The organism is Limnospira sp. PMC 289.06 (assembly GCF_032350395.1).
GTDB classification, from domain to species: Bacteria; Cyanobacteriota; Cyanobacteriia; order Cyanobacteriales; family Microcoleaceae; genus Limnospira; species Limnospira platensis.
Genome location: NZ_JARPLC010000074.1, coordinates 1 through 25727, shown reverse-complemented (window position 1 = coordinate 25727; position 25727 = coordinate 1). Strand labels below are relative to the sequence as shown.

The 25727-nt window shown below is 43.7% G+C and carries 22 protein-coding genes and 1 pseudogene; 6 read left to right on the top strand and 17 right to left on the bottom strand.

Annotated elements, in window-relative coordinates; all coding sequences use genetic code 11:
* From P5674_RS15425 to P5674_RS15415, 3 genes are all read right to left on the bottom strand, one after another.
* Positions 1-1622 (bottom strand): protein kinase domain-containing protein (locus P5674_RS15425; RefSeq protein WP_315670082.1); only part of this gene is annotated, 1622 nt, incomplete at its 3' end.
* A gap of 4 nt (positions 1623-1626) precedes the next feature.
* Complete coding sequence (locus P5674_RS15420; protein WP_006619161.1) at positions 1627-2991, bottom strand: PP2C family serine/threonine-protein phosphatase; 1365 nt, start codon at positions 2989-2991, stop codon at positions 1627-1629.
* A 19-nt stretch (positions 2992-3010) separates the two neighbouring features.
* Positions 3011-3673 carry a vWA domain-containing protein gene (locus tag P5674_RS15415; protein ID WP_006619162.1) on the bottom strand — a complete coding sequence of 221 codons (663 nt, stop codon included), beginning with the start codon at positions 3671-3673 and terminating at the stop codon, positions 3011-3013.
* Between the two features lie 424 nt (positions 3674-4097).
* Here P5674_RS15415 and P5674_RS15410 point away from each other — a divergent pair, with 424 nt between their 5' ends.
* A complete protein-coding gene (locus tag P5674_RS15410; protein WP_006619163.1) occupies positions 4098-5063 on the top strand; it encodes a hypothetical protein in 966 nt (321 codons plus the stop codon).
* Positions 5064-5173: 110 nt separating this feature from the next.
* Here P5674_RS15410 and P5674_RS15405 read toward each other — a convergent pair whose 3' ends face one another.
* From P5674_RS15405 to hoxE, 10 genes are all read right to left on the bottom strand, one after another.
* The gene (locus P5674_RS15405; RefSeq protein ID WP_014276570.1) at positions 5174-5653 is read right to left on the bottom strand and encodes a hydrogenase maturation protease; all 480 of its coding nucleotides are present in this window, start codon (positions 5651-5653) and stop codon (positions 5174-5176) included.
* Positions 5654-5727: 74 nt separating this feature from the next.
* Positions 5728-6894, bottom strand: coding sequence for a SpoIIE family protein phosphatase (locus P5674_RS15400; protein ID WP_014276571.1), 1167 nt, complete (start codon positions 6892-6894; stop codon positions 5728-5730).
* Positions 6895-6933: 39 nt separating this feature from the next.
* Complete coding sequence (locus P5674_RS15395; protein WP_006619166.1) at positions 6934-7437, bottom strand: PAS domain-containing protein; 504 nt, start codon at positions 7435-7437, stop codon at positions 6934-6936.
* The gene (locus P5674_RS15390) at positions 7437-7715 is read right to left on the bottom strand and encodes a (2Fe-2S) ferredoxin domain-containing protein (protein ID WP_006619167.1); all 279 of its coding nucleotides are present in this window, start codon (positions 7713-7715) and stop codon (positions 7437-7439) included. The genes P5674_RS15395 and P5674_RS15390 overlap by 1 nt, the downstream gene beginning before the upstream one ends.
* A gap of 84 nt (positions 7716-7799) precedes the next feature.
* On the bottom strand, positions 7800-9230 hold the full coding sequence (locus tag P5674_RS15385) for a Ni/Fe hydrogenase subunit alpha (RefSeq protein WP_014276572.1): 1431 nt from the start codon (positions 9228-9230) through the stop codon (positions 7800-7802).
* Between the two features lie 98 nt (positions 9231-9328).
* A complete protein-coding gene (locus tag P5674_RS15380) occupies positions 9329-9877 on the bottom strand; it encodes a hydrogenase subunit of the bidirectional hydrogenase (protein ID WP_014276573.1) in 549 nt (182 codons plus the stop codon).
* Positions 9865-10581 (bottom strand): bidirectional hydrogenase complex protein HoxU, encoded by a 717-nt coding sequence (gene hoxU, locus P5674_RS15375; RefSeq protein WP_006619170.1) that lies wholly within the window; start codon positions 10579-10581, stop codon positions 9865-9867. Before hoxU ends, P5674_RS15380 begins: the two co-directional genes overlap by 13 nt.
* Positions 10582-10656: 75 nt before the next feature.
* The gene (hcp, locus tag P5674_RS15370) at positions 10657-12306 is read right to left on the bottom strand and encodes a hydroxylamine reductase (protein ID WP_315670081.1); all 1650 of its coding nucleotides are present in this window, start codon (positions 12304-12306) and stop codon (positions 10657-10659) included.
* A gap of 58 nt (positions 12307-12364) precedes the next feature.
* The gene (locus P5674_RS15365; RefSeq protein ID WP_315670080.1) at positions 12365-13978 is read right to left on the bottom strand and encodes a NuoF family protein; all 1614 of its coding nucleotides are present in this window, start codon (positions 13976-13978) and stop codon (positions 12365-12367) included.
* Between the two features lie 48 nt (positions 13979-14026).
* Positions 14027-14566, bottom strand: coding sequence for a bidirectional hydrogenase complex protein HoxE (gene hoxE / locus P5674_RS15360; RefSeq protein ID WP_006619173.1), 540 nt, complete (start codon positions 14564-14566; stop codon positions 14027-14029).
* A 358-nt stretch (positions 14567-14924) separates the two neighbouring features.
* Here hoxE and P5674_RS15355 point away from each other — a divergent pair, with 358 nt between their 5' ends.
* The 3 genes from P5674_RS15355 to P5674_RS15345 all read left to right on the top strand — a co-directional run bounded on the left by P5674_RS15355 (position 14925) and on the right by P5674_RS15345 (position 20305).
* Complete coding sequence (locus P5674_RS15355) at positions 14925-15191, top strand: HypC/HybG/HupF family hydrogenase formation chaperone (protein WP_006619174.1); 267 nt, start codon at positions 14925-14927, stop codon at positions 15189-15191.
* A gap of 386 nt (positions 15192-15577) precedes the next feature.
* Positions 15578-19159 (top strand): pyruvate:ferredoxin (flavodoxin) oxidoreductase, encoded by a 3582-nt coding sequence (nifJ, locus tag P5674_RS15350; protein ID WP_006619175.1) that lies wholly within the window; start codon positions 15578-15580, stop codon positions 19157-19159.
* Between the two features lie 135 nt (positions 19160-19294).
* A complete protein-coding gene (locus P5674_RS15345; RefSeq protein WP_006619176.1) occupies positions 19295-20305 on the top strand; it encodes a dihydroorotate dehydrogenase-like protein in 1011 nt (336 codons plus the stop codon).
* A 44-nt stretch (positions 20306-20349) separates the two neighbouring features.
* Here the strand turns inward: P5674_RS15345 and P5674_RS15340 are convergent, their stop codons facing one another.
* From P5674_RS15340 to P5674_RS15330, 3 genes are all read right to left on the bottom strand, one after another.
* A complete protein-coding gene (locus tag P5674_RS15340; protein WP_014276576.1) occupies positions 20350-21729 on the bottom strand; it encodes an AAA-like domain-containing protein in 1380 nt (459 codons plus the stop codon).
* Between the two features lie 149 nt (positions 21730-21878).
* Positions 21879-23555 carry an ABC1 kinase family protein gene (locus P5674_RS15335; RefSeq protein ID WP_014276577.1) on the bottom strand — a complete coding sequence of 559 codons (1677 nt, stop codon included), beginning with the start codon at positions 23553-23555 and terminating at the stop codon, positions 21879-21881.
* Positions 23556-23710: 155 nt separating this feature from the next.
* Positions 23711-24853, bottom strand: a complete 1143-nt coding sequence (locus tag P5674_RS15330; protein ID WP_006619179.1) for a DegT/DnrJ/EryC1/StrS family aminotransferase — start codon at positions 24851-24853, stop codon at positions 23711-23713.
* Positions 24854-24909: 56 nt separating this feature from the next.
* Here P5674_RS15330 and P5674_RS15325 point away from each other — a divergent pair, with 56 nt between their 5' ends.
* Both P5674_RS15325 and P5674_RS15320 read left to right on the top strand, forming a co-directional pair.
* The gene (locus P5674_RS15325; RefSeq protein ID WP_148261875.1) at positions 24910-25038 is read left to right on the top strand and encodes an ABC transporter permease; all 129 of its coding nucleotides are present in this window, start codon (positions 24910-24912) and stop codon (positions 25036-25038) included.
* A gap of 16 nt (positions 25039-25054) precedes the next feature.
* Positions 25055-25294 (top strand): ABC transporter permease, encoded by a 240-nt coding sequence (locus P5674_RS15320; protein ID WP_006619180.1) that lies wholly within the window; start codon positions 25055-25057, stop codon positions 25292-25294.
* A 157-nt stretch (positions 25295-25451) separates the two neighbouring features.
* Here the strand turns inward: P5674_RS15320 and P5674_RS15315 are convergent.
* Positions 25452-25727 (bottom strand): annotated as a pseudogene (locus P5674_RS15315) (transposase); the annotation flags it as partial.

Sequence of the window (25727 nt, the reverse complement as noted above, 5' to 3'; positions counted from 1 at the left end):
TATTTCAACCACACTTTAATTTTGGCTTTGCTATTATTTTTAGCAAAAGTCTGGAAAGCATAAACCTCAACTTTTCGGACAGAATCCCACCAATTATCCTTAACCCTTTGAGCGGCTCTTCGTCGCCAAGGGTCGCTGAGTAACTTGATAGCCTCTTTTCTGTTACTGGTGGCTAACTGATAATACCTAACAATTGTTTGTTTAGGATCTGAATTTAGCCCCGCCGTTTGATTTGCAGAGGATTGCGAAGCTGTTTTTTGAATTTGGGATTGCCAACCGAAATAAACAGAGGCACTAACAATACACAAGGCTACAGCAATCCACTTTTGTGTTTTTGATACTTTAAATTGAGCAACTTTTAATTGTATCCATTGAACAAATGGATGAGTGGGTTTGCTGGGGGTAAATTGATTAGTAGGTGCAGGTGGTGTAGGAAGGATAGTTAAAGGTGATATGGATATGGGCCTAGGCAATGGGCTTGGAGGGACATTAGGTGATCCATAACTTGGAGTAATAGTAGGTTTATTTAAATTAGAATTAGCGCAATTTTTGATAATAGTAGGTAAAGATGAACTTCCGGTATTAGGCGAAGCTGATCCGGCAGGATTTTCAAATATATCAACCCCAATTTGAGCTTTCCGTTCACACCAGTAACATCTGCCATAGGTTCTAGCATAATAATGCTGTTCTCCGGCCACAGAACATTGTTTTAAATCCTTGATTGCCACTTCTAAAGCATTTTGCCATTCCGATGCACTAGGTCGAGCATAAGGATTGCGATGTCCATCATCAAAACAGCGACGAAATAAGGCTTGTAGCTGAGGATGTATCACATCAAATGATATGGTTATGGGACTAGGTTTAACCTTAGAGCTTTTACCATAGACCCAGTGTCCTTGAGCAATTTTTTCTCCTAAACTTGGAGGGTCACCAGAGCCATTCCACTTACCTGAAAACGGGTGATCGTTAAAAAGTAACTGCCAAATTAGAATAGCTAATCCAAAGCGATCATGTACTTCGTGCCTATCGAAATCGCGAAAGCTTTTTCCGTACATTTCCGGTGGCGTATATTCTTCCACCCCGACATTACAACGATAGACTTTTGAATTGCGAGGATTTGTTACTTGAAAAGAATCGGTGTCTATGATAGAAACATAAGTATTTCGTTTTACCAAAATATTTTGACCATTAATATCTCCTATGACATATTTTTTGGCATGAATAGACGAAATACAAGCCGCAATATTCATAGCTGTAGCGTGTAAGTATAACCAATTAAAAGTCGGGGCGTTTTGTTTTCTAGCAGCAGGATGATATATAACTGAAAATTCTAATGTATTGCTAATATAAGGCAGTAAAAACCCTTTTGGTATTCCTTTATCTGTGAGAATACACTGCGGCCAAACAATTGAGATATGTCCATTTTTTAAAGCTGGTTGCTGGGGAGAATTACTAATCATTAAGCGTAGTTTATCCCAAGTATCACTGGGTGCTGACTTAAGATATATCTTGGCTACAAAACCAGCCTTGCTAGTCTCATAAATTATTGCTTCTCCTCCTCTGGCAATTTCTTTGTTAAGACTAACCAACTCTCCGGTTGTTTCAGATTTGAGATACTTCATAATACTATCTACTTTGATTTACATAAATATCAACACTAATGATTAAGATTAAACTGTATACAATATACATTAATATTTGCATCAATAATCCATTAGACAAAATACTTATCAAAAGGCTGATTAATGTCATTAAAATAACTATTAGGATTATGTATAACATTTTGTTTACCCAAGGTTGTATAGAATCAAGACTAAATTTATATTGCCAATATTGATGGTTTCGATTACCTCTATGATTGATGTTTACTTCTTTAATCGGCAATTCATAATCATTAAAGTCAATTCGTCGCAGTAAATCAATGAAATTTTTTTGATCTACTTTTTGGTCGGATATGACAGAGATTGTTAAAATTCTTTTTTTAAAACTTAATTTTATATCTATATTATGATACTGATTCTGGGTGAATTTATAAATGTCTTCCTTGATTTTGTCAAATTCTGGCTGAATATTATATGATGGTTGGCTATTTAGTGAATCATCTTCCAAAGATTCAATGGGATCTCTTGATGTAGATGGTGATTGAGAAATAGCAGAAGGGGAGGGGGAGGGATTGAGTTGGATGTTTGATGATTGAATGGGACCTGATGAAGAGTTATGATTTTGACTATTTTGAATACAAAGTAATACCGTTTTGTCATCATCAGTTCTTTGATTTATGTCATCAGATTTTAGCCAATCACTGACAATATTTTTTTTCTCCGCTTCTGTTTTATGGGAACGCATAATTTGTGTTTCCACAGGCTCAAAAAACTTATCATAAGCCTTCCATTGTTTAGATTTAATCAACGAAATATGTTCTATGCCATCAGTAGCTGCACAAATAAAATCAATCGGTTCAGCAATAACTTTAACTTGCATATACTGATCAGCAGAAGCAGAAGTTATCGGGACATACTCATTCGCATATTCTCCTTTTTGAGGTTGGAATATAAGTTGATAATTTTGAGAAGATTGGGGACGGATTACAATTAATCCATCACCACATTGCATAGCAACAAGCCAATTAGGTGTGGCGATAAATGCCAATAGCGTACAAGCCATATCTCTAACTGAGTAGCCTTCTTTTTTAGCCACAGTTTGAATTTCTTTGACTACAGTTTCCAATAATTCATCAAAAAAGGCTTGGGCTTGACTCTCATTTATAGAATTATTTAACCAATCCCGTTGATTGAGACAGTTAAGGGTTGTTTGCACTGCTATTTTTGCACCCAAATCAGAATGGGCGGCACTCCCCATTCCATCAGAAACAGCGCCAATAGTTACCTGATTATTTGAGATGATTTGATGACCGCAAAAATCCTGGCACGGAATACCTGTTTTGATATGTCCTGAGCCTATTTCACTACACCCAATTGCTTGCCACTGCATGATAAAATCCTATTGATAATTAAGTGCCAACTACCCATCCGCTTGCGTCTGGCAAAGCCACTTGAGCGCCACTACCTTGACTCCGAGATACTGATCCCATTGACCTAGACAACCAGGTAAATAGCTGATTAAATGCTAATCCTTGTAGCTGTTGAGGAGGTATAGATCCGGGGGGAACGATTTGCGACAGGGTATTCATGTCTGCACCTTGAACAGCAATGGCAAAAAAAACCACCTTTTTATTAGCATAAAATTGATGAAGCATTTGAGCGGCATTTTGCCAACTATCAGTAGGTGCGCCATCTGTAATCATTAACAACCAAGGTCGATAATAATCAATACCATTAGCTCTAAGAAGCTGCTTGTGAGATTCGATCAGATTGAGCGCTGTTCCAATACCTTCGCCCATTGCCGTTGTACCTGTGGTTGACAGGTGAGGAGGATTAAATTGATCAAAGTCAACAAAATCTTGAACGACATTTACATAACTATCAAAGGTGACAATTGCCACTTGTACACGCCGAGCAGCTAGGCTGTCTTGGCTTAGTTCTTGCTGAAAAGTGACTAATCCCTGATTTAATTGATCAATGGGTTGACCGCTCATTGAACCTGATGTGTCCAGAAGCAAAACAACTGGACAACGAGGATCGGGGTTTTCGGCATATCCGGGCTGAAAATTCATGTAATTCTCCTTAATTATTCAGATTAATTAACTTGATTTCCCCAGCTTGTATCTATTCTGAATCGCCACATGGTTGGTTTTGAGGATATATTGAATTTCATAGTTATTATAAGCCAACTATACGAATATGTGAAAGCCGGAAAAAGACGGAAAAAAACGGAAAAAGACGGGAGTTTGATTAAGAAATGTAAAAATTTATGGTGGTTGCCTCTAATAGTAGAAAATGGGATGTTTCAGAAGCGGAATTGAGAGGCAATGGAGTGTCAGCAGTCGAGCGATTCAACTGGGTAAGGCTTGGATAGTCTACCGTTGGTGGTTTCAAAGGCAGTGCCGACAGGTCAAAATAGAGAGCGATCGCACCTTCTCCAACCCTTCCTAAAATGCTATACTATCCCCCATAATCTGCGATGAGAAACTATTTACCATGATTCAAGACTTTGGGATTATCATTGCTTGTTGTTTTAAGGACTACCACTTTGCGGCAGGATGTTGTGCTAGTATTCGCTACTTTGGCGGGGATGTTCCTATCTGTTTAATCGTTGATGGTGATTTTAATACAACCAGCTTAGAAAAAACTTACGGTGTTAAGATTATTAATCAAAAGACGGTCAAACATCCGTTTCTAAAGGAAAATAGTTTTGGTTGGGGCTTGACTAAAATGATTGCCTTTTGGGAAAGTCCTTGGCAGAATTTTCTGTTTTTAGATGCGGATACAATAATCTGGGGGGATGTGCTAGATTTTGGGGATCTTGAACATTATGACATGATTATTGATCATAATTTGGAGGATTGGAAGGCTGAAGATATTTCGCGTTTATTCTTTGACTTGGAGGGGATGAAAAAGCACTTCCCTGATTTTAATTATCAAGATCGACCCTATTTTGTCACTGGGGTATTTTGGGGCAAGAGGGGGATTTTTAGCTTGGCTGAATATGCCGAACTGTTGGAGTTTAAGAATCGATACCCTGATGTTTTTAAATATGGCGAACAAGGACTATTAAATTTCATGATTTTTCGAGCATTAGATGAGGGCAAAATTCATCTGAAAACTGCACCAATGCAGGTTTTGATGTGGAACTATTCCCAAGAAGAAATGCGTCAACGTTTCCCCCTTGAGGACGGAAAAATTGGGAATCGCGACTGGCATAAAGAGGCTTGTGTGATTCATTGGGCGGGAATCAAACCATTCCTTGTTAATGATGTTTATTCAGACCCGATGACTTTTATGCAGCAGAAGTTTTATGAAGACTCTCAATGCCTAATTTATGGCAATGTTAAGATTAATTTGCTGCTCGAAGATTTGTGGCGCTATCGACCCACCCGAAAATTTATTAAAAAACTGTTTGGGTATTTGCTCAAATCCCCCAGTAGTCTATTTTCTAACACCTAAACTGTGGGTAAAAATCGAGGCTGACAGGTGAAATTGTCTGATGATAAATTTGGTATTTGCCAGTTCATTAACCAGATTTAAAGACAATTTATAATTTGTATATTCAGGGTTTAATTACTGTCCTCATTTTGTCGGGTATTGCTATAAGTGTCGATGAGCATTTTAATTTGCGTTAAAGCCTCATTAACTCCCTGTTCTCCCGTGGGAGAAAGACGATCGCCTAAATCAAAGTTATCGCCGGGGACTGCTACTAGCCAGGCTTGGGGTGTGTATTCATACAGAGTTTTGGCTAAGGAAAGCAGCGATCGCGGATTGATAGAATGACCAAAGTTAACTACTGTTTCTGAGTCATCAGGTGTCAGGGGTGAGACTTCCACCACTTCCCCAGTAATACTAGCATCTACGAAAATCCCATAGTTAAAATGGGTTAATTCTTCCGCTATTTCCGGGGTTAATTGGTGAACTGAAAGCGATCGCACATTAGGTTTTTTCCACTCTTCCACCAGCCTGGCTACCTCCTGTCCAATGCCATCATCACCCCTTAACTGATTACCATAGCCAATAATTAAAAAAGACTTGACATTTTCCATCGTATATGTTAGTAGTACAGTTAGCCGTAATTATCTGTTAAAAGTACCCAATTTTGATACCGTACTCCGGGAATTTAACAATATTCTACGGTAACTTCTTTCTGCTTTTGTTTGAGTAAGTTTACCAAATCTTCAATTAAACTGCGTCGAATCGAGATATTTTTAGGAAGCAGAGGATTTTGGTAAAACTCATTAATCTGTTGACCAACCAAAAGGAAAATAGAATCAGCCTCTAAAATTTCTCGCGCCAGAAGTACCGCACCATTTTGGTCAGAAGGAAGCCGGGTAATATCACAATTACACTGGCGGAGAACTGCTGTAGCTTTAGAAATCGTCAAAATTCCCTCAGTGACCAAATCAATTTCGCTTAATTTACCGATAGGGGGTAAATCTTTTCGCATGGTGGAAATATCCATTTCCACAGTTTCCCCCATATAATTCGCCACCAGGTTTCCTGTTGTACCCCCACAGATAACTTTACGACCTTTAAAAGTTAATAAACGTTCCGCATATAACTCATCCTTGTTAATATCTAAAGGGGGTCCTGTAAAAATCATGACCGGGTTACGTTTGCGGACATAAATACCAACAAAGGTAGCATCATCTCCGATGTTATCTCGATAAAGCGATCGCGTTTCCGCCATCACCTGTTCAATAATGCTACGGGAGTTAGTCGCCTGAGTCATAAACACTTTTTCCATGTATTTAGCGATATTGTCCCACCCCCACCCAAAATTCATGGTATCCCCTAAACCCGCATAAAGAACCCCATCACTAATAGCGCCTAGAAAGTCTCCCCTTTGTAGCTGTCCTTCCGAGGAAATGATTTTTTTACCGAGGATTTTTTCAGTCTTAGTATCTAGTGTAATTACCCGTCCTTTGTTAAAATAAAATATAGGGGGGTTATCAAAATTAATCACCTTAAAATGACTGCTTTGGTGGTCAATCTGAATAATGGTAAATGTAGCGTAAGCAATTTGGCGAACTTGACAAATTGGCAGGGTTCCGATCACAGTTTTGATGACTTCCTCCAGGGGAACATCAGCATTTAACATAGTGATTAAAATTTCCGTAGTCAGGGTAGCTAGGATATTAGCTTTTACCCCACTTCCCAAACCATCAGAGAGGACGATGGTGCTTTTAGTTTCAGTTTTGGTAAACTTAACCTGGTCGCCACAGAGTTCTTCGCCTTTTTTATTAAGGTGGCGATCGCAAATATCAAAAAAGTTATCTTGACCCATAAGCCGACTCAACTACTTGGTTTGGTAAACAAAAATATGCTATTGGTTAATCATCTGGATAATTTTGAGAAGACTAACCTTAGTTTCGGCGGTAGTTTCTCCGAGTAGTCCAGCGATTTCTTGGGCAACTTTCATTTGATTGTCAACCACTTCGTTAACTTTTTTAACGGTTTGTTCCCGGATATCATTGATTTCTTTTTTCCGCTGCATTTCCGAGGTAATATCCGTCATAATGCAGGCGATGATATTTTCATCTTTAATCGGAAAAATCACCTCTTTTAAATACAGATGATGATTCTCATATTCCACCTCTATCCCCTGCATCATTTGGTTTTTTTCCCAAACTTTTTTGAAGCGGTCTACATTCCCCAACAAATTAAAAGCGGGAGTGCCAATAATCTCGGCAGCCTCGACCTTAAAAAAGTTACAAAATGCCGGATTAACAACTTTAATATTCATGGAGACATCCACGGCAATTAAACCGTTAGGGTCATATTCCCAAAGCAGTCGCCATAAATGGGGATTCTCATGATTTTCTAGCATTATGAATTCAAGGGTAAATTACTATTCTGAATCATCGGCAAAATTTCACCGATAAATTTATCTTCGATATTTTTCGGGCTGATATTAATAAAGTGTTGGTCTTGGTATTTCATGACAATACCGGAACTACAGGTTTCCAAGCAAAACGAACCTTTAAGTTCAATGCGGCTTTCTAGTTTATATTCCGCGATTAATTCCTGAAGTTTTGGCAACACTTCATAAACGCCCATTTGGTGACAAGCAGACCCCATACACAGGTATAAGTTTTGTTTTGCCATATCAATTATTACCCAAGTTAAACAATAAATATCCCGCTGGTTTGGGAGGCAACCAGCAGCGGTTGCCTCTGTGTTTAATCGGACTTAATTACGATAAACCTCATCAACAATTGTGCCATCAGGTTTAAGTAACTCAATATGTAGTGGCATTTGACCAACAGCATGAGTTGAACAACTTAAACAAGGGTCAAAACAGCGAATACCAGCTTCAACTCGGTTTAACAAACCTTCGGGGATTTCATTACCATGGATATAATGCTTGGCAATTTGGGTAACAGTTTTATTCATTGCCAAGTTATTTTGTCCGGTAGCAATAATCAAATTCACCTTTTGAATTAAGCCATTTTCATTGACTTTATAATGGTGAAATAGAGTGCCGCGAGGGGCTTCACTAACTCCCACCCCTTCCAAGTTGTTAATTCCGGCATCAGCACGGACGCGGGAGGAGGTAATATCAGGGTCTTCTACCAAAGCCTCGATCGCCTCAATACAAGCCATAATTTCCACTAAACGGGCGTAATGGTAGAAGAAGGAAGAAGTAGCAACCCGACTACCAGCGCGATCGCGAAATTCCCGCAATTCCCGATCAGCATCGGGTGTTCCAATTTGATCACAGACATTCAGCCGCGCCAAAGGTCCAACCCGATAAATACCATCAGGATATCCCAGAGGTTTATAATAGGGGAATTTGAGATAAGACCAATTTTCCACAGCCTCACCCAAATAGTCTTGGTAATTATCCTCACTCAAACCATCAGCGACAATATTACCATCACTATCAATAAAGCGCAGATGTCCGCCATAGTGTTCCCAATTACCATTAGGAGCCACTAAACCCATAAATAGAGAGGGGAATTTACCAAATATATCGACCTCAGAAGCCAAGTCACTATCGAGGAGACGCTTTAATAAATTTAAAGCTAATTCGGTAGTTTGGCGGGCTTCTGGTAGGCGGTCTTTTATCCATTCCAAACCTTCCTGAGAAAGAGGCGATCGCACCCCTCCCGGAACCGCCCAAGCCGCGTGAATTTTCCGCGCCCCCAATAGTTCAATTACCGTCTGACCAAACTGGCGTAGACGAATACCCGCCCTAGCCAAATCTGGATCAGCCGCAATTAATCCAAATACATTTCTTTTGGCGGGGTCACTATCCCAACCTAACAGAAAATCAGGGCTACTGAGGTGGAAAAAACTTAAAGCATGGGACTGAGTTAACTGGGCTAAATTCATCATCCGCCGCAATTTTTCCCCGGCTGGTGGCACTTGTACCGCCAGAATTTTATCCCCCGTTTTAGCCGCTGCTAAGAGGTGACTAACCGGACAAATCCCGCAAATACGGGCAGTAATTCCGGCCATTTCAAACATCGGTCGTCCTTCGCAGAACTTTTCAAAACCCCGAAATTCTACTACATGAAATCGGGCATCTTCCACCTCTCCCGCATCATCCAAATATATGGATATTTTGGCATGACCCTCAATGCGGGTCACTGGATCAATAACAACTGTCTTAGCCATAGTATCAAATCACCTCTCCAGGGAATCAACAATCAATAATTAACCAGATAATTGCGGGCTAACCATTAATTTTATAGTCAGTCAACAACAGGGTAGCCTTAGCCAAATTTAATCATTTCCCGCCCTTCCATTTTCGGCATTTTCCCTTCCACCAAAGGCGCGAGGGTAGCCTTAATGCGATCGGAACTAGGGGGACATCCCGGCATAAAAATATCAACATCTACGACTTCATGCACTGGACTAACACGCTCAAGCAATTCGGGAACAATACCGGGTTCTCTGGGAAGTTGTGGGGTAAAATCCCCTAGTTCCAAATAGCAGCGTTTGAGTACATGATCGGTGCTACCCAACATATTCCGCATGGCGGGAACATTCGCAGTGACAGCACAATCTCCAAAAGAAATCAAGAGTTTGGTGCGCGATCGCACTTGTTTAATTAGTTCCAGGTTATCTTCGTTAGCGATACCACCTTCGACCAAACAAACATCAACATTTTCGGGATATTCTTTCAGGTCACAACCCACCGGGGAGTAAACAACCTCGACTTTTTCTGATAGTTCAATCAGCCATTCATCCAGGTCTAAAAAAGACATATGACAACCCGAACATCCAGCTAACCAAACCGTAGCAAATCTTATCTTTTCCATTCGTGTTTCTCCCGTGCATTAACTAAGAATTCTAATTTAGCGCGATCGCGAGTCATTTCAGCCACCGTCGCACCTTTACGGAAAATGGAACCCGTCGGACAAGCATCAACACATTTACCGCAGGAAGTACAGGCATCCACAGCCCCCCAAGGTTGATTAAGTCCGGTAATCATTTTAGCAGCAGGGCCGCGAAAAGCCACATCCCAAACATGAGCGCCTTCGATTTCATCACATACTCTTTGACAGCGAGTACAGAGAATACAGCGGTTATGATCAATACCAAATTGAGGGTGAGAAATATCAACTTCTCGCTGTGGGAAACGGTAGGTAAAGCGGCTATGATCCATACCTACTTCAACGGCGACATCTTGCAATTCGCAGTTTTCATTAGCCACACAAACAGCACAAACATGGTTGCCTTCTGCAAATAGCATTTCCACAACCATCTTGCGATATTCTTTAATCTGGGGGCTATTAGTGCAAACTTCCATCCCTTCCGCAACCGTAGTTACACAGGAGGGCAAAAGTTTATTAATTCCGGCAATTTCCACCAGACATAAACGACAAGCGCCCACATCAGAAAGACCATCTACATGGCAGAGGGTTGGTATTCTCACCCCCGCCTCTTTGGCGGCTTCTAAAACGCTCGATCCTTCTTCGATCGCCACATCAATGCCATCAATTTTTAAGGTGACAACGGACATAGTTTCTCCTTTCATTAAGGGAACATCTTACCGGGAGTCGGGAATATTGTATATTCCCGATTTTCCCAGTTATTTCTATTTCAAACAGGCGGCTAAATCCGCTTCGGGAGTGGTAATAGCCTGTAGGTTGTATTTTGCCGATAGGATAGCGAAGACATTAGGGGAAATGAAAGCCGGTAAAGTCGGACCCAAACGGATATCTTTGATACCCAAATATAATAGTGTCAGCAGAACCGCCACAGCCTTCTGTTCATACCAAGACAAAATCATAGATAGAGGAAGTTCATTAACTCCGATATCAAAGGCTTGGGCGAGTCCTAGGGCGATCTGAATAGCCGAATAGGCATCATTGCACTGTCCCACATCCATCAGTCGAGGAATGTTACCAATTTCCCCCATTTCCTTATCAAAAAAGCGGAATTTTCCACAGGCGAGGGTTAACACCACACAATCGGACGGAACCTGATCGACAAATTCGGTATAATAATTGCGATCGGGTTTAGCCCCATCACAACCTCCGACTAGGAAGAAATGGCGAATTTTGCCTTGTTTAACCGCCTCAATCACCTGGTCGCTAACATTTAATACCGCATTACGGGCGAAGCCAGTTTTTACCTGACGGGGTGGTTCATCTTCTGCAAACCCAGCTAAAGCCAGGGCTTTGTGAATGGCGGGGCTAAAATCTGGGGTAAGATTTGCCCTATCTTCGAGATAGTTGATGTCAGGATATCCCACCGGACCGAGGGTAAATAATTTATCCTCATAGTGTTCGTGGGGAGGCATCAAACAGTTAGTGGTGATGACGATCGCACCGGGAAACTTAGCGAAATCCTTGGTTTGATTTTGCCAAGCTGTGCCATAGTGACCGTAAAGGTGGGGATATTTTTGTTTAAGGACTGGGTAGCCATGGGCGGGTAGTAACTCGCCGTGGGTGTAAACATTAATACCAGTATTGGCTGTTTGTTGAAGGATGGCTTCGAGTTGTTTAATGTCGTGACCAGAGACCAAAATGGCTTTCCCGGCCTTTGCATTCAGGGGAACAACGGTAGGGATAGGATGACCATAATGGTTAGTGTGTCCCGCGTCGAGAAGTTCCATAGCCAACAGGTTCATTTCCCCGACTTTCATGGCTAGATTAACCCAATCTTCTAAACCGAGACTAGGTTCTTCCAAGGCGGCGAGGGCTTGGTGACAGAAACTATAAATGCGATCGTCTTCCTGACCAAGTTCTTGGGCGTGGAAACTGTAGGAAGCCAAGCCCTTCAAACCGTAGAGGACGGTAAGTTTGAGGGAGAAGATATCGATGTCTTGACTAGAGTCGGCAATAAAGTTACGGGAAACTTCCTCCCCCTGGGCTACTAAACTATCAGTCCAGTCTGGTTGATAGGTAGCAGCTACAGACCAACTGATGGGGCGATCGCTCATCTGTTGAATTTCGGTTTTGAGTTTTTCCCGTTGGGCGATCGCCTCACGGATATAGCTGTAAAAGCGTTTACGGTTAAAGTTAACATTCGTCATCGTGGCGAACATCGACTCACAGCAAAACACATCCACAGCATGGGTATCAATGCCCAATTCCTTAGCCTTCAAAGCCACAGGCGCAATACCCCGCAGACAGTAAATCAATAGGTCTTGAACCGCATTTACATCCGGTCCTTTACCACAAGCGCCCCACTGGTGGCAACCTTGACCGCTGGCAGTTTGTTCGCATTGTTCACAAAACATCAATCCCTTCTCCTAATTGAGCTTCCTAGTTTCCTGTTTAGCTTCCCTATGTGAAATATCAGTGAACCGCCACCTTAGCGTTAGTAGTTTGAAGCAACTCCAAATACTCACTCTCGAAATACTGCAACGTACTGGTAACCGGGTTAGGGGCTGTCATTCCCAAGCCACATAAACTGGTAGCCCTTACCATGTCGCACAACTGTTTAAGTTTTTCCAAATCAGCAGGGGTAGCCTGTTTATTGAGTAACTTCGTAAGCAACTGGTACATTTGCACAGTACCCACACGGCAGGGGATACACTTACCACAGGTTTCACCCCGGCAAAATTCCATATAGAATTGAGCCACCTGCACCATGCTAGTGTTTTCATCCATCACCACCATGCCCCCAGATCCCATCATAGATCCCAATTTAGTCAGAGATTCATAATCTACTGGGGTATCGAGAAACTGAGCCGGGATACAACCGCCAGATGGTCCCCCTGTTTGCACAGCTTTAACTTGCAGACCGCCCGGAATACCGCCGCCCATCTCTTCCACAATTTCGCGTAGGGTAATACCCATAGGCACTTCAATCAGGCCGTTATTGCGGATTTTACCCGTCAGAGAGAAGATTTTAGTACCCTTGCTTTTTTCAGTACCAATTTGATTGTACCAGTCCGCCCCGTTGCGGATAATCGGGGCTATATTACCCAAGGTTTCCACATTATTAATCAGGGTTGGGCAGTCCCACAACCCAGAAACGGCGGGATAGGGAGGACGAGGACGGGGGTTGCCGCGACCGCCACCAATAGAAGCAATCAGCGCCGTTTCTTCGCCACAAACAAAAGCACCCGCACCAACCCGAATATCAATATTAAAGTTTATGGAGGAACCAAAGATGCGGCTACCTAACATACTCTGACGTTTAGCCTGTTGAATGGCTTTCTGTAGCCTAGTGATCGCTAGGGGATATTCCGCCCGAACGTAGATATAGCCTTGGGTTGCACCTACAGCATATCCAGCGATCGCCATTCCTTCCAGGATACGGTGAGGGTCACTTTCTAAGACACTACGATCCATAAACGCCCCCGGGTCGCCCTCGTCAGCGTTACAGATCACATATTTTTGTCCTGGGGGCATTTTAGCCACAGTCGCCCACTTTAACCCCGTGGGATAGCCAGCCCCTCCCCGTCCCCGTAATCCAGATTTAGTAATTTCTGCCACTACTTCTTCTGGAGTCAGGTCATAAATTGCATGATGTAAGGCTCTGTAGCCTCCCACGGCAATATATTCCCCGATTTTCTCCGGGTCAATTTTGCCGCTAAATTCCCGAACGATTTTTAATTGGCGACTAAAGAAGGGATGATTGGGATCACCTTGAACTGGTTTCGCTTCCCCGCCTTTCAGCGCTTCGATAATAGATGGGGCATCTTCGGGGGTGACTTTTTCATAATGAATGCCGTTAGGTTCGACTTCCACCATGGGACCGCGTCCGCAAAACCCCATACAGCCTACACCGACTATTTGCACGTCCGCCTCAAGTCCTGACTCTTTCAGCGCATCTTCCATCGCCTTTTTGACTTCTAGGGACTCAGAGGCTTGACAACCAGTAGATGTGCAGCAGTGGATACGGATACTTTTTTGGTTGTTGCGTTCCTTTTCGGCTAGTTCGACTAATTCAGTCAATTCCATAATATTTTAGTTCTCCTCTCTCAATGGAGTTGGGGTTATAAGTGGCATTTAGGCCTCGGCTGAACCCTGCCACTTTTGCAGTCGTGCTACCGCCATTTCTGGGGTTTGCTGACCTGCAACTTTCCCATCAAAGACAGCCGCCGGAGCAATACCACAGGCTCCGATACAGCGGGCGGTGACAATAGATATCTGGCCGTCGGGCGTGGTTTCCCCTGACTTGATTCCGGTTTTCTCTTCTAAGGCTGCTAGGACTTCTCCACTGCCTTTAACATAGCAGGCTGTCCCTAAACAGACCACGCAGGTATGAGCGCCACTGGGTTTTAGGGAAAATAGATGATAGAAGGTGGCGACTCCGTAAACTTGGCTCAGGGGGAGTTGGAGTTGTCGCGCAACGTATATTAATACGTCTTCTTCTAAGTAGCCAAATGCTTCCTGGGCTTTGTGCAGCACTTCGATTAGGGCATCCTGACTATATTGGCTGCGTTTCATGGTGATATCCAGTACCTTGAAACGTTTATCGCCACTGGGATGGTTTGACGCTGCTTTACTTTTGGCAGATTTTGGGGCGGTTTCTGTGGAATCGGGCATAGTGATTTTACAGTAATTTCTACAGAATTTCAACCCTATTAAATACGATCAATGTTGATCCCCACAGGGTTGATGTTTTATTTTGATGACAATTCATCCTATTTTGGGGACATTTTTGGGACAAATCCCCAAAACAACTGTAGGGTTGTTTATCTCCAAATATTTCGTTAGTTGAACATTACAACATTCTGTTCTAAATGTTAAGTATAACGGCAAACCCCGGAAAAAAGTATTAAGATAATTAAAAGAATTTCTGCCTCTGCTGGTGGGTCTGCTAACAGTGATTATGCTTAGTTAGCCTGTCATCAAACTACCACAGAGCCTAGAGATAGCCTCGGGGTTGCTATTGGCAACCTAAATGAGAATAATTATCATTCAAGGGATGAAATATATGTGTCTAGCAGTTCCGGGAAAACTCGTGAGTATATCGGGAGATGATCCTTTATTAAAAAAAGGTCGCGTCAGCTTTGGCGGGGTAATTAAAGAGGTGAGTCTGGCTTATGTTCCTGAAGCCCAAGTGGGTGATTATGTTTTGGTTCATGTTGGTTTTGCTCTGAGTCGGGTAGAACCAGAGGACGCTTTACAAACCTTAGCAGATTTACAACAGATGGTGAAATTGGGTTAAAATTTGTTAAGACCTGATTTATATTTACAGCTTCCTATAGGATAATAAATAGGGTAAGGTAGGAGGCAGTCAAGTTCCAAAAACCCTTAACAAAGATTTAAAGATTGTGATCTGACTCAGGGGAAAGGAACCTTTGAATCAGACAGCCGGCGCAGAGGTATTGTTGTCAAAATCTAGGTAAATTATCGACCCAATTTTTTTTTGTTGAATGACACAATTTAGGGCGATCGCTTGGTAAAGAGAACTGTCAAGGACAGGGCCAAGGTAAATAATGCGATCGCCTCAGATCAGCTCGTCAATGGTTGTCCGATCACAGCCATCAACGCGGTTAATTCCGCAGGTTTTAAAACTGGGTTAAATCCCAAGTAAATGAGAGGATTTCAAGTATGAATACCAGACAGTATGCCACCCTAGACGGGAACGAAGCCGTAGCCCGTGTGGCTTTTCGTCTCAATGAAGTTATTGCCATTTATCCCATCACTCCATCATCACCCATGGGAGAATGGGCGGATGCTTGGACATCAGAAGGACAACCCAACATTTGGGGAACTGTTCCCGCAGTAGTAGAAATGCAAAGCGAAGGAGGCGCGGCGGGGGCTGTTCATGGTTCCCTACAGGGAGGGTCATTAACCACGACATTTACAGCATCCCAGGGATTATTATTAATGATTCCGAACCTGTACAAAATCGCCGGGGAACTAACCTGTGCGGTTCTCCATGTGGCCGCCAGGTCGATCGCCGCCCAAGCCTTGTCTATTTTCGGCGATCACAGTGACGTAATGGCAGTGCGGGCTACTGGTTGCGGATTATTATGTTCAGCCTCAGTCCAGGAAGCCCATGATTTAGCCCTAGTCGCCCAAGCAAGTACCCTGAAATCAAGGATTCCATTTATCCACTTTTTTGATGGATTCCGCACCTCCCACGAAGTGCAGAAAATCGAACTCCTCGAAGAAAGCGACCTGCGGGCGATGATAGATGATGAGGACATTTATGCACACCGCGCCCGGGGACTAACACCCGATCGCCCTGCTTTACGAGGAACCGCCCAAAACCCTGATGTTTACTTCCAAGCGAGGGAAAGCGTCAACCCCTTCTATAACGCCTGTCCAGAAATGGTGCAAAAAGCCATGGACAAATTCGGGGAGTTGACGGGACGGCACTATAAACTATTTGAATATCATGGCGCACCGGATGCCGATCGCATCATTATATTAATGGGTTCGGGCTGTGAAACCGTCCACGAAACCGTAGATTATCTGACCGCGCAGGGAGAAAAAGTCGGAGTCCTGAAAGTCCGTCTGTATCGACCCTGGGATGCTAACGCCTTTATTGGCGCTGTACCAAAAACCGCCAAAGCGATCGCCGTTTTAGACCGCACCAAAGAACCCGGTTCTAGTGGCGAACCCCTATATTTAGATGTCGTCACCGCCATAAGTGAAAGCTGGGAAGGACTCGCCCCCAAAATTGTCGGCGGTCGTTATGGGTTATCCTCCAAAGAATTTAACCCGGCTATGGTAAAAGCCGTTTTTGATAACCTGCAACTCGACAAACCCAAAAATCACTTTACCATCGGTATTAACGATGACCTCACCCACACCTCCCTACCCTTTGACCCGGAATTTTCCACCGAACCCGATAACGTCATCCGCGCCATGTTCTATGGTCTAGGGTCTGATGGTACTGTAGGGGCTAACAAAAACTCCATTAAAATTATCGGAGACGAAACCAGCAACTACGCCCAGGGTTACTTCGTCTACGACTCTAAAAAATCCGGCGCTGTCACCGTATCTCACCTGCGCTTCGGTCCTAACTTAATCCGCTCCCCCTATTTAATCGAAAAATCCAACTTTATCGGCTGTCACCAGTGGAACTTCCTAGAAAAACTCAATGTAGTTGATGCCGCCACCAATGGGGCGACCTTCCTGCTGAATAGCCCCTACGGACCTGATGAAGTCTGGAATTACCTACCCATTGAAATTCAAGAACAAATTGTCCGCAAAAATCTCAAACTCTATGTCATCGATGCTAATAAAGTAGCCCGTGACAGTGGAATGGGTAGCCGTATCAATACGGTGATGCAGGTCTGTTTCTTCGCTTTGGCGGGAGTTCTACCCAAAGATGAGGCGATCGCCAAAATTAAAAAAGCGATCGAAAAAACCTATGGTAAAAAAGGTTCAGCCATTGTCCGCATGAACCTCCAAGCCGTAGACAATACCCTCGATAACCTCTTTGAAGTCAATATCGGCGAAGCCAATAGCCACGTACGCATAGCGTCGCCAGTCCCTGCTAACGCCCCTGATTTTGTCCGGGAAGTCGAAGGGATGATGTTAGCGCGCAAAGGCGACCAACTCTCCGTCAGTCAACTACCCTGTGACGGAACCTATCCCACAGGTACATCAAAATGGGAGAAACGCAACGTCGCCCAAGAAATCCCCGTTTGGGATGCTGATGTGTGTGTGCAGTGTGGTAAATGTATCATGGTCTGCCCCCATGCCGTAATTCGTGGTAAAGCCTACGATGAAAGCGCCCTAAATGGTGCGCCGGAAACCTTCAAAACCACTGCTGTCCGTGATAAAGCCTTTGAAGGGCAAAAATTCACCATCCAAGTATCTCCAGAAGACTGTACAGGTTGCGGTATCTGTGTCGATGTCTGTCCGGCGAAAAATAAATCCATGCCCTCCAAAAAGGCGATTAACATGGAGTATCAGCCACCCATACGAGCCACCGAACGGGATAACTGGGAATTTTTCCTCAACTTGCCTAACCCCGATCGCCGTAATTTGCGATCGGATATGATTAAACAACAACAATGGCAAGAACCCCTGTTTGAGTTCTCTGGCGCTTGTGCGGGTTGTGGCGAAACTCCCTATATCAAGTTAGCAACCCAACTATTTGGCGATCGTATGGTTGTCGCTAACGCCACCGGCTGTTCTTCTATCTATGGCGGTAACTTACCAACTACACCCTGGGCGCAAAATGCCGAAGGTCGCGGCCCTAGTTGGTCTAATAGCCTATTTGAAGATAACGCCGAATTTGGTCTAGGCTTCCGTCTGTCCATTGATAAACATACCGCTTTCGCCTGTGAATTGTTGCAGACATTAGGCGGCATTGTCGGCGATGAACTGGTAGCCAAAATTATCAATAACCCCCAAAAATCCGAGGCTGATATTTGGGAACAACGGGAACTCGTCGCCCAGGTTAAGCAAAAATTGCAAGGGTCTGATGATACCAACGCCAAACAGTTACTCAGTCTGGCTGATTACCTCGTCAAAAAATCTGTCTGGATACTCGGTGGCGATGGTTGGGCCTATGATATCGGCTATGGCGGTTTAGATCATGTCATTGCTAGTGGTCGCAACGTCAATATCCTGGTCATGGATACTGAGGTCTACTCTAATACTGGTGGTCAGTCTTCTAAAGCTACTCCTCGCGGCGCGGTCGCTAAATTTGCTGCTGGTGGTAAGCCTTCACCTAAGAAAGACTTGGGTTTGATTGCTATGACCTACGGTAACGTTTATGTCGCTTCTGTGGCTATGGGGGCGCGGGATGAACACACCCTTAAAGTCTTCCTGGAAGCCGAAGCCTATGACGGCCCTTCCTTGATTATTGCCTACAGTCACTGTATCGCCCACGGTATTAATATGACCACGGCTATGAGTCACCAAAAAGCAATTGTCGAAAGTGGTCGTTGGTTGCTTTATCGTTATCATCCTGACCTGAAAGCGGAAGGTAAAAATCCCCTACTTTTGGATTCGCGATCGCCTAAAAAATCCATCGAACAATCCATGTACGCCGAAAACCGCTTTAAAATGCTCACCAAAACTAAGCCCGTTGATGCCAAACGCTTGCTGAAAGAAGCCCAGAAAGACGTTGACACCCGTTGGCAAATGTATGAGTATCTGGCGGCGCGTCCCTTGAATGACGAAGGTAATAAACCCAATACAGACACCTCTGGTGACAAAGAGTGAAGCTCCTAAACCGATGGTAGACAGAAACTCCTAGTCCGGTTCCTAGTGTGGGGGCGTGCCTATTTTTCGCCCCTACAAACCGGACTCCTAGAACTTTTCGCTGTTCCTATCCACTTTTCATAAGGAATCGATATTATGGATTTGAGTACGACCTATTTGGGATTGAATTTGAGGACTCCCATTGTCCCTTCCGCCGCCGCCGTTTTATCAGAAGATGTCGATAATATTCGGCGTATGGAAGATGCGGGCGCATCAGCGGTGATTTTACACTCCCTATTTGAAGAACAGTTACTGCGAGAAAAATTTGAACTTAATCACCATTTGGAATATGGAACTAATAGTTTTGCTGAGGCTTTAACTTATTTTCCTGAACCCGAAGAATATCACGTCGGACCAGAACTTTATCTTGAGCATATTCGCTTGGCTAAGGAATTGGTTGATATTCCCATTATTGCCAGTTTAAATGGTTTCTCCTCCGGTGGTTGGGTGGAATATTCCAAACTCATGCAGGAAGCTGGTGCAGATGCGATCGAGTTGAATATTTATTATGTCCCCACCGACTTTGATATGAGTGGGGCTCAGGTTGAGGAAAACTATATCACTACTCTCCGGGAAGTTAAAGCAGAGGTCACTATTCCTGTGGCTATGAAACTTAGTCCCTTCTTTAGTAATATGGCAAATATGGCGAAACGTTTAGATGAAGCCGGAGTCGATGGACTCGCTTTATTTAACCGCTTCATACAGCCAGATATTAACCCAGAAGAACTAGAAATTGAGGTGAGTTCCGTTTTGAGTTCTCCCCACGATATGCGCCTACCTATGCGCTGGATTGCTATTCTTTATGGTCGGATTAATGCCGATTTAGCCTCGACTAGCGGTGTCGCACGCGGTCACGATGCTATTAAAATGTTGATGGCGGGGGCTAAGGTAACTCATGTTTGTTCCGCTTTATTGCGCCATGGTATCGGTTACATTCAAGTGATGGAAGATGAGATGAAACACTGGATGGAAGAACATGAGTATGAGTCTGTTAAACAGATGCAGGGTTCTATGTCTCAGCGCCATTGTGATGATGAGTCAGCCTATGAACGCGCCCAGTACATGAAAGCGATTACTTCCTACGTCCCAGAACATAGTTTATTCTAGTTCATTCTAGGATATGATTCTTGGATAATAATTTCACCATATCATCACCCCTCAGTTTTTGCTGGGGGGCGGTTTGATAACTGTTCTAAAAAATATAGCCGATATAAATCACAGCCAATTTTAGCTAGGTTATCCTCAAAGTTAATTAATCCTAGACTTTCTAATTTATAAGCAGTAATCGCCTCTAAAGGTACACCCTTATCGGATTTTAAGACTTTATTTAAAGCCAGATACAAAGACGAATCTTGTTGAATTGTTACTAATAAATCCCGCAAATGGGAACTATAAATTCCATCAGGTTGCCGGGCATTTTTGATTAAATTTTCCAGAGAAATCCCTGATTTACTAATAGTATAAAAAGCCAGTTGTACCAGATAAGGATGTCCACCCACCATAGAGATTAAGCCTTCTAGCCGTTTAAGTCCACTCTCCCCCGCCGCCCAACTTAACTCATATCTTAAAGCCAGAACTTGCACTTGTGGCGGTGTAAATTGGGGTAGTTTTAACACCAAACCCACATTAAAAGGGGATTGATGTAACTGTAAAGGTACATAAACTTCGGTGCTATGAACTACAATTAAGCGCAAATTTTTCCAGAGTTGATTATGTTTAGATAGTTCGTGCCACGATCGCAACATAGGCAAAAAATCACTAGCAATAACCGGATACTCAAACAGGCGGTTAACCTCATTCATAGCAATCACAATCGGGGTGTCTTTAGTGATGAATAGATATTCCTCAAAATACAGCCGACAGGAAACTTTAGTCCCTAAATCTATATCCCAATATTCATCTAGTTTCGGTGGTATCTTTAACTGCTTACTCGCATTAGCACAAAACCATCTGACCAGTTGTTCTAGGGAATTAAAAGTATCAGCGTCTACTTCCAAAAAATTCAGATAAACTGTACTATATCCCCAATCAACTGCTTGGGTTAACATCCTATTAAGTAGGGAACTTTTACCCATTTTCCGAGGTGCTTTAATCCTCACGACACAACCCGGTTGTTGCAGTTCATTATAGCCTATATCTTCAATGGGTGGACGTTCTATATAAAAGGGAGAGTTAATGGCAATTGGGCTCCCTGGGAGTTCGATATTACTGCCATCATTAGGATTGAATGAATTACCTGCAAAAGTTGCTAATTTCTGAACAGGGGGGGCAGTTAATGGTATCTGCTGGCGAGATTTAAGGACAAGTTTTAGATTTTTTTTGCTAACTTTTGTCCCCATAGCCTCGGAGAGTTCCTGCCATAATCGTCCACCAACTTCTTTAACATAATCATTAGCGTATGCAGATTTTTGGGAAATTTCACTGTAGGTCTTACCGACCCATGATTCAGATAAAATTAAATGCTCAATGGGGGAAAGCGATCGCCCCAGGAATACTTCTTCTATAAGTTTTAAGGCTTCAGGAAAATTCATGCCAAGGCAGAATAATTGAGCAAGGGTAATTTGATATATAATCACACTTTACATATCATAACGAATATAAGACCCAAATACTTAGATTTGGGTCTTATATTCAAGCATCCCTAACAAGGGAATTGTGATGATCTGCTGAATAGCGATATTTATTGCATTCTCATAGCAGCCACTTGGGAGGTAGAAAACTCAGTTATTGCCCCCAATGCTACATCAAATAAGCGACTCGGTTTGAGGTCATCCTGAATTAAACCCCAGAGTCGTTGGACTTCAGCGGTATGTAGGCGATCGTCTTCTGTCAACGCCATCACAATTTGACGACGGAGAAAACTACCCTCCTCTGAAAACAGATATTGTAAACCTAGCTGTGCGGTGGGGAGAATATCAAAATTGCCGTCAGTTTGAGCGATCGTAATCATATTTTCCAGACGATGCCACTGGAAGCGGCCATCTTTAAATAACACCTCAATCAACCGTCGTCGCAAAGCCGGAGTTTCTCCCTTCAACAGGCGACGCGCCACATAGGGATAAGCTACCTCAACGATTTTAAAATCCGGGTCGAGACTGAGGGCAATTCCTTCCTGAGTTACTAGAGACCGAATAATCAGGGCAAATTTTGCCGGAACCCGGAAGGGGTAATCATACATCAATTCCGAGAAACTATCGGTAATAGTTTTAAAGTTAAAATCCTTAACACTCTCCCCAATAATATCCCCCATAACCGCCTCTAAAGCCGGAATAATGGGAGCCATATTAGTATTAGGTGCTAAAAATCCCAACCTGACAAAATCTTCCGCCAACTCCTTATAGTCTTTATTGATTAAATGAACTACGGAATCAACCAGAGTTTCCTTAGTTTCCTGGCTTAACTGATCCATCATGCCAAAATCAATAAATGCCATGCGACCATCAGGCATAGCAAACAGATTTCCGGGGTGGGGGTCAGCATGGAAAAAACCGAACTCTAGCAGTTGTCGCAAGCCACTTGTCACACCGACAAAAATCATTTTACTCAGATCCAAACCCGCCGCTTGGACACTTTTAATATCGGTCAACTTCAAGCCGTTAATCCATTCTAAGACTAACACCTGATGGCTGGTATATTTCCAATAGATTGAGGGAACTTTGACCGTTGGATCATCATCAAAATAGGTGGCAAACCTTTCAGCATTTCGACCCTCATTAATATAGTCGATTTCCTCAAATAATTTGAACCCAAATTCATCGACAATTAGGGTTAAATCATGACCCAAATTCAGCGGTAAAATGGGAGACAACCAACCCGCCGCCCAACGCATTAAATACAGATCCAGGGTGAGAGTTGGTAACAGGAATGGTCTTTGCACCTTAACGGCGACCTCTTCCCCTGTCAAAAGTTGTGCCTTATAGACCTGACCCAAACTGGCGGCGGCTACGGGTTCAGGGGAAATTTCTCGGAAAACACTATCTAAATCGCGATCGAGTTCTTTCTCGATGATCGCCATGGCGATCTTAGTATCAAAAGGGGGTAACTGATCTTGAAGTTTGGTTAATTCTTCTAAAAAGTCCTTGCGAATGAGGTCAGGACGGGTTGATAATGCTTGACCTACTTTAATATAGGTGGGACCGAGGCGGGTGAGAATATTACGCAGTTGGGCGGCTCGTTTCGGGGTTTCGGTAACATTCCGATGTCGCCATTGATCCCACAGTAGACCAATAATGAACCCTGAAAAAAACCATATAACCGTGATCACGCGCCAGATGGCCTTCCACAGCCGACGGCGATAATATTGAGCAATGGCTTGAGGATCGTAAACTCGGCGATCGCTATTTTGGTAGGGGTTCACTCCTTTTATTTCCTCTTCATATTCCTAAGTTTGGTCAACTGATTGCCTAGTTACCTGCAACCAAGGGGGGGATACATAGATCCCCAGGGTGAATTGATGATTTTTTATCGTTATGTTAACTATAATATACAAAACGACATACAACACTCACCCGGTCAACCTATAGCCCCCAATTTTAGGCAATCTTTGACAGCATAGATTACCCGGTCTTGTTGTTCGGTGGAAAGTTCCGGGAACATCGGCAAAGACAAAACTTGGTGGCTGACCTGTTCTGCTACCGGAAAATCACCGCAGCCATAGCCTAAATCGCGATGAACCCCCTGTAGATGGAGGGGTATGGGGTAGTATACGTTAGTGCTAACTCCAAGGCTCTGGAGTTGTTCTCGCAGGCGATCGCGTCCTGACGAGTCCCTATTATTATTCACATATCTGATAGTGTACTGATTCCAAACGGTCTCGCCGCCTGCAGTTTCTGCTGGGACAATTAAACCGGGTATCCCCTCAAGTCCCTGAGTATATCGAGAAGCGATCGCCTTTCTCTGTTGATTCCAGCGCGCCAGATACTCTAATTTAATGCTTAAAATCACCCCTTGTAGGGCATCAAGACGACTATTAATCCCCAACAGTTCGGAATTATATCGCTCAGGCTGACCGTGATTTTTCAGCACCCGCAACACACCCGCCAGATCACGATTATTAGTTGCGATCGCCCCTCCATCTCCACAAGCCCCTAAATTCTTAGTCGGAAAAAAGCTAAAACAGCCCAGATATCCCATACTACCCACCTTAGCATCACCCCAACTGGCTCCGGTAGCTTGGGCGCAATCTTCAATCACCGCCAAATTATGAGACCGCGCTACCGCCATTAATGCGGTCATGTCCACAGGGCGACCAAACAAATGCACCGGAAGGATAGCACGGGTTTTGGCAGTAATCGCCGCCTCAATTTGACTAATATCTAAGTTGAACGTATCCGGGTCAATATCCACAAATACCGGGGTGGCTCCCACGGCACTAATCACCTCAGAGGTAGCAATAAAGGAAAAACAAGTGGTAATCACCTCATCGCCGGGGCCGATTTCTAAAGCCCGCAAAGCCAAAAATAGGGCATCAGTACCAGAGTTGCAACTGACCAACTCAGAAACGCCGATATACTCGGCAAACTTTTCCTCAAAACTGTCCACAGCGTAGCCACCAATGTAGCGACCACTAGCCAGCAAGTCCAGTACCTCCCGACTAAGGCGATCGCTGATCATTTGATACTGTTGGGTTAAATCAAGGGCAGGAATTAGGTTCACGCGCTTCTCACACCACACTATACTAAAATGAGTTTTTCCCAGGGTTTGCTGATAATTTGTTGATTTCCTTAGATTTTACAGACTTAGTGCTAATATTCGGACTTATGGCGATCGCCATTGGTCTATCAGTATCTGGGGGATTAGGCTTAGAATTCAAGCTAATCACTTCCGCCGGGCGCGCCTGAGCGCCAATTAGTCGTCTTGGGTTACGTCCTGGCTATTGTCTTTGACCCCACCACGACAGGCCAACCTCTCCTAGTCAGAGCCCTAATTCTGGCAATGATTACCCTAGTTGCCATTGTCTCCCGTAACCGCATCAGTCGCCAACTTCCACAACTTTTACTCTGGGTTTGGGTTTCCCTATTTATTAGCACTGCGGCGATCGATTGGGGGTCGAGAGAGATATTGCTACCTCCCCCTCCCCTTCAAAACCGTACGTGAGAGTTTCCCTTCATACGGCTCTAGTGGTGCTTCCACATCCCGATAATTGGCATAGACACGAAAAACTTCATGATGTGACGCACGCGCAGATTGCTCCATTGTTAAGGATACAGCTTTAGCGTTATCAAGCGCCGTTTTAGAGCACTAGTCAATACGGTTAGGACGCAGCCTTGAGAACAGAATCCATGGCATCATCGAGAGAATCAAACTGCTCACGTGCAATGGCGAATGCGGGCTTTCAACCACGACCAATATTTCTCTATCTTGTTGAGGTCTGGCGAATAAGGCCGAAGATAGAGTAAACGGCATTGAGCTGCCTCCACCAGTTCAGCCTGCCGCCCCCCTTTATGAAACGTTGCATTGTCCAGTACTAGAGTTTGACCTGGCTTCAATGTTGGAATTAAGATGAACTCCAACCACAACTCAAACACTG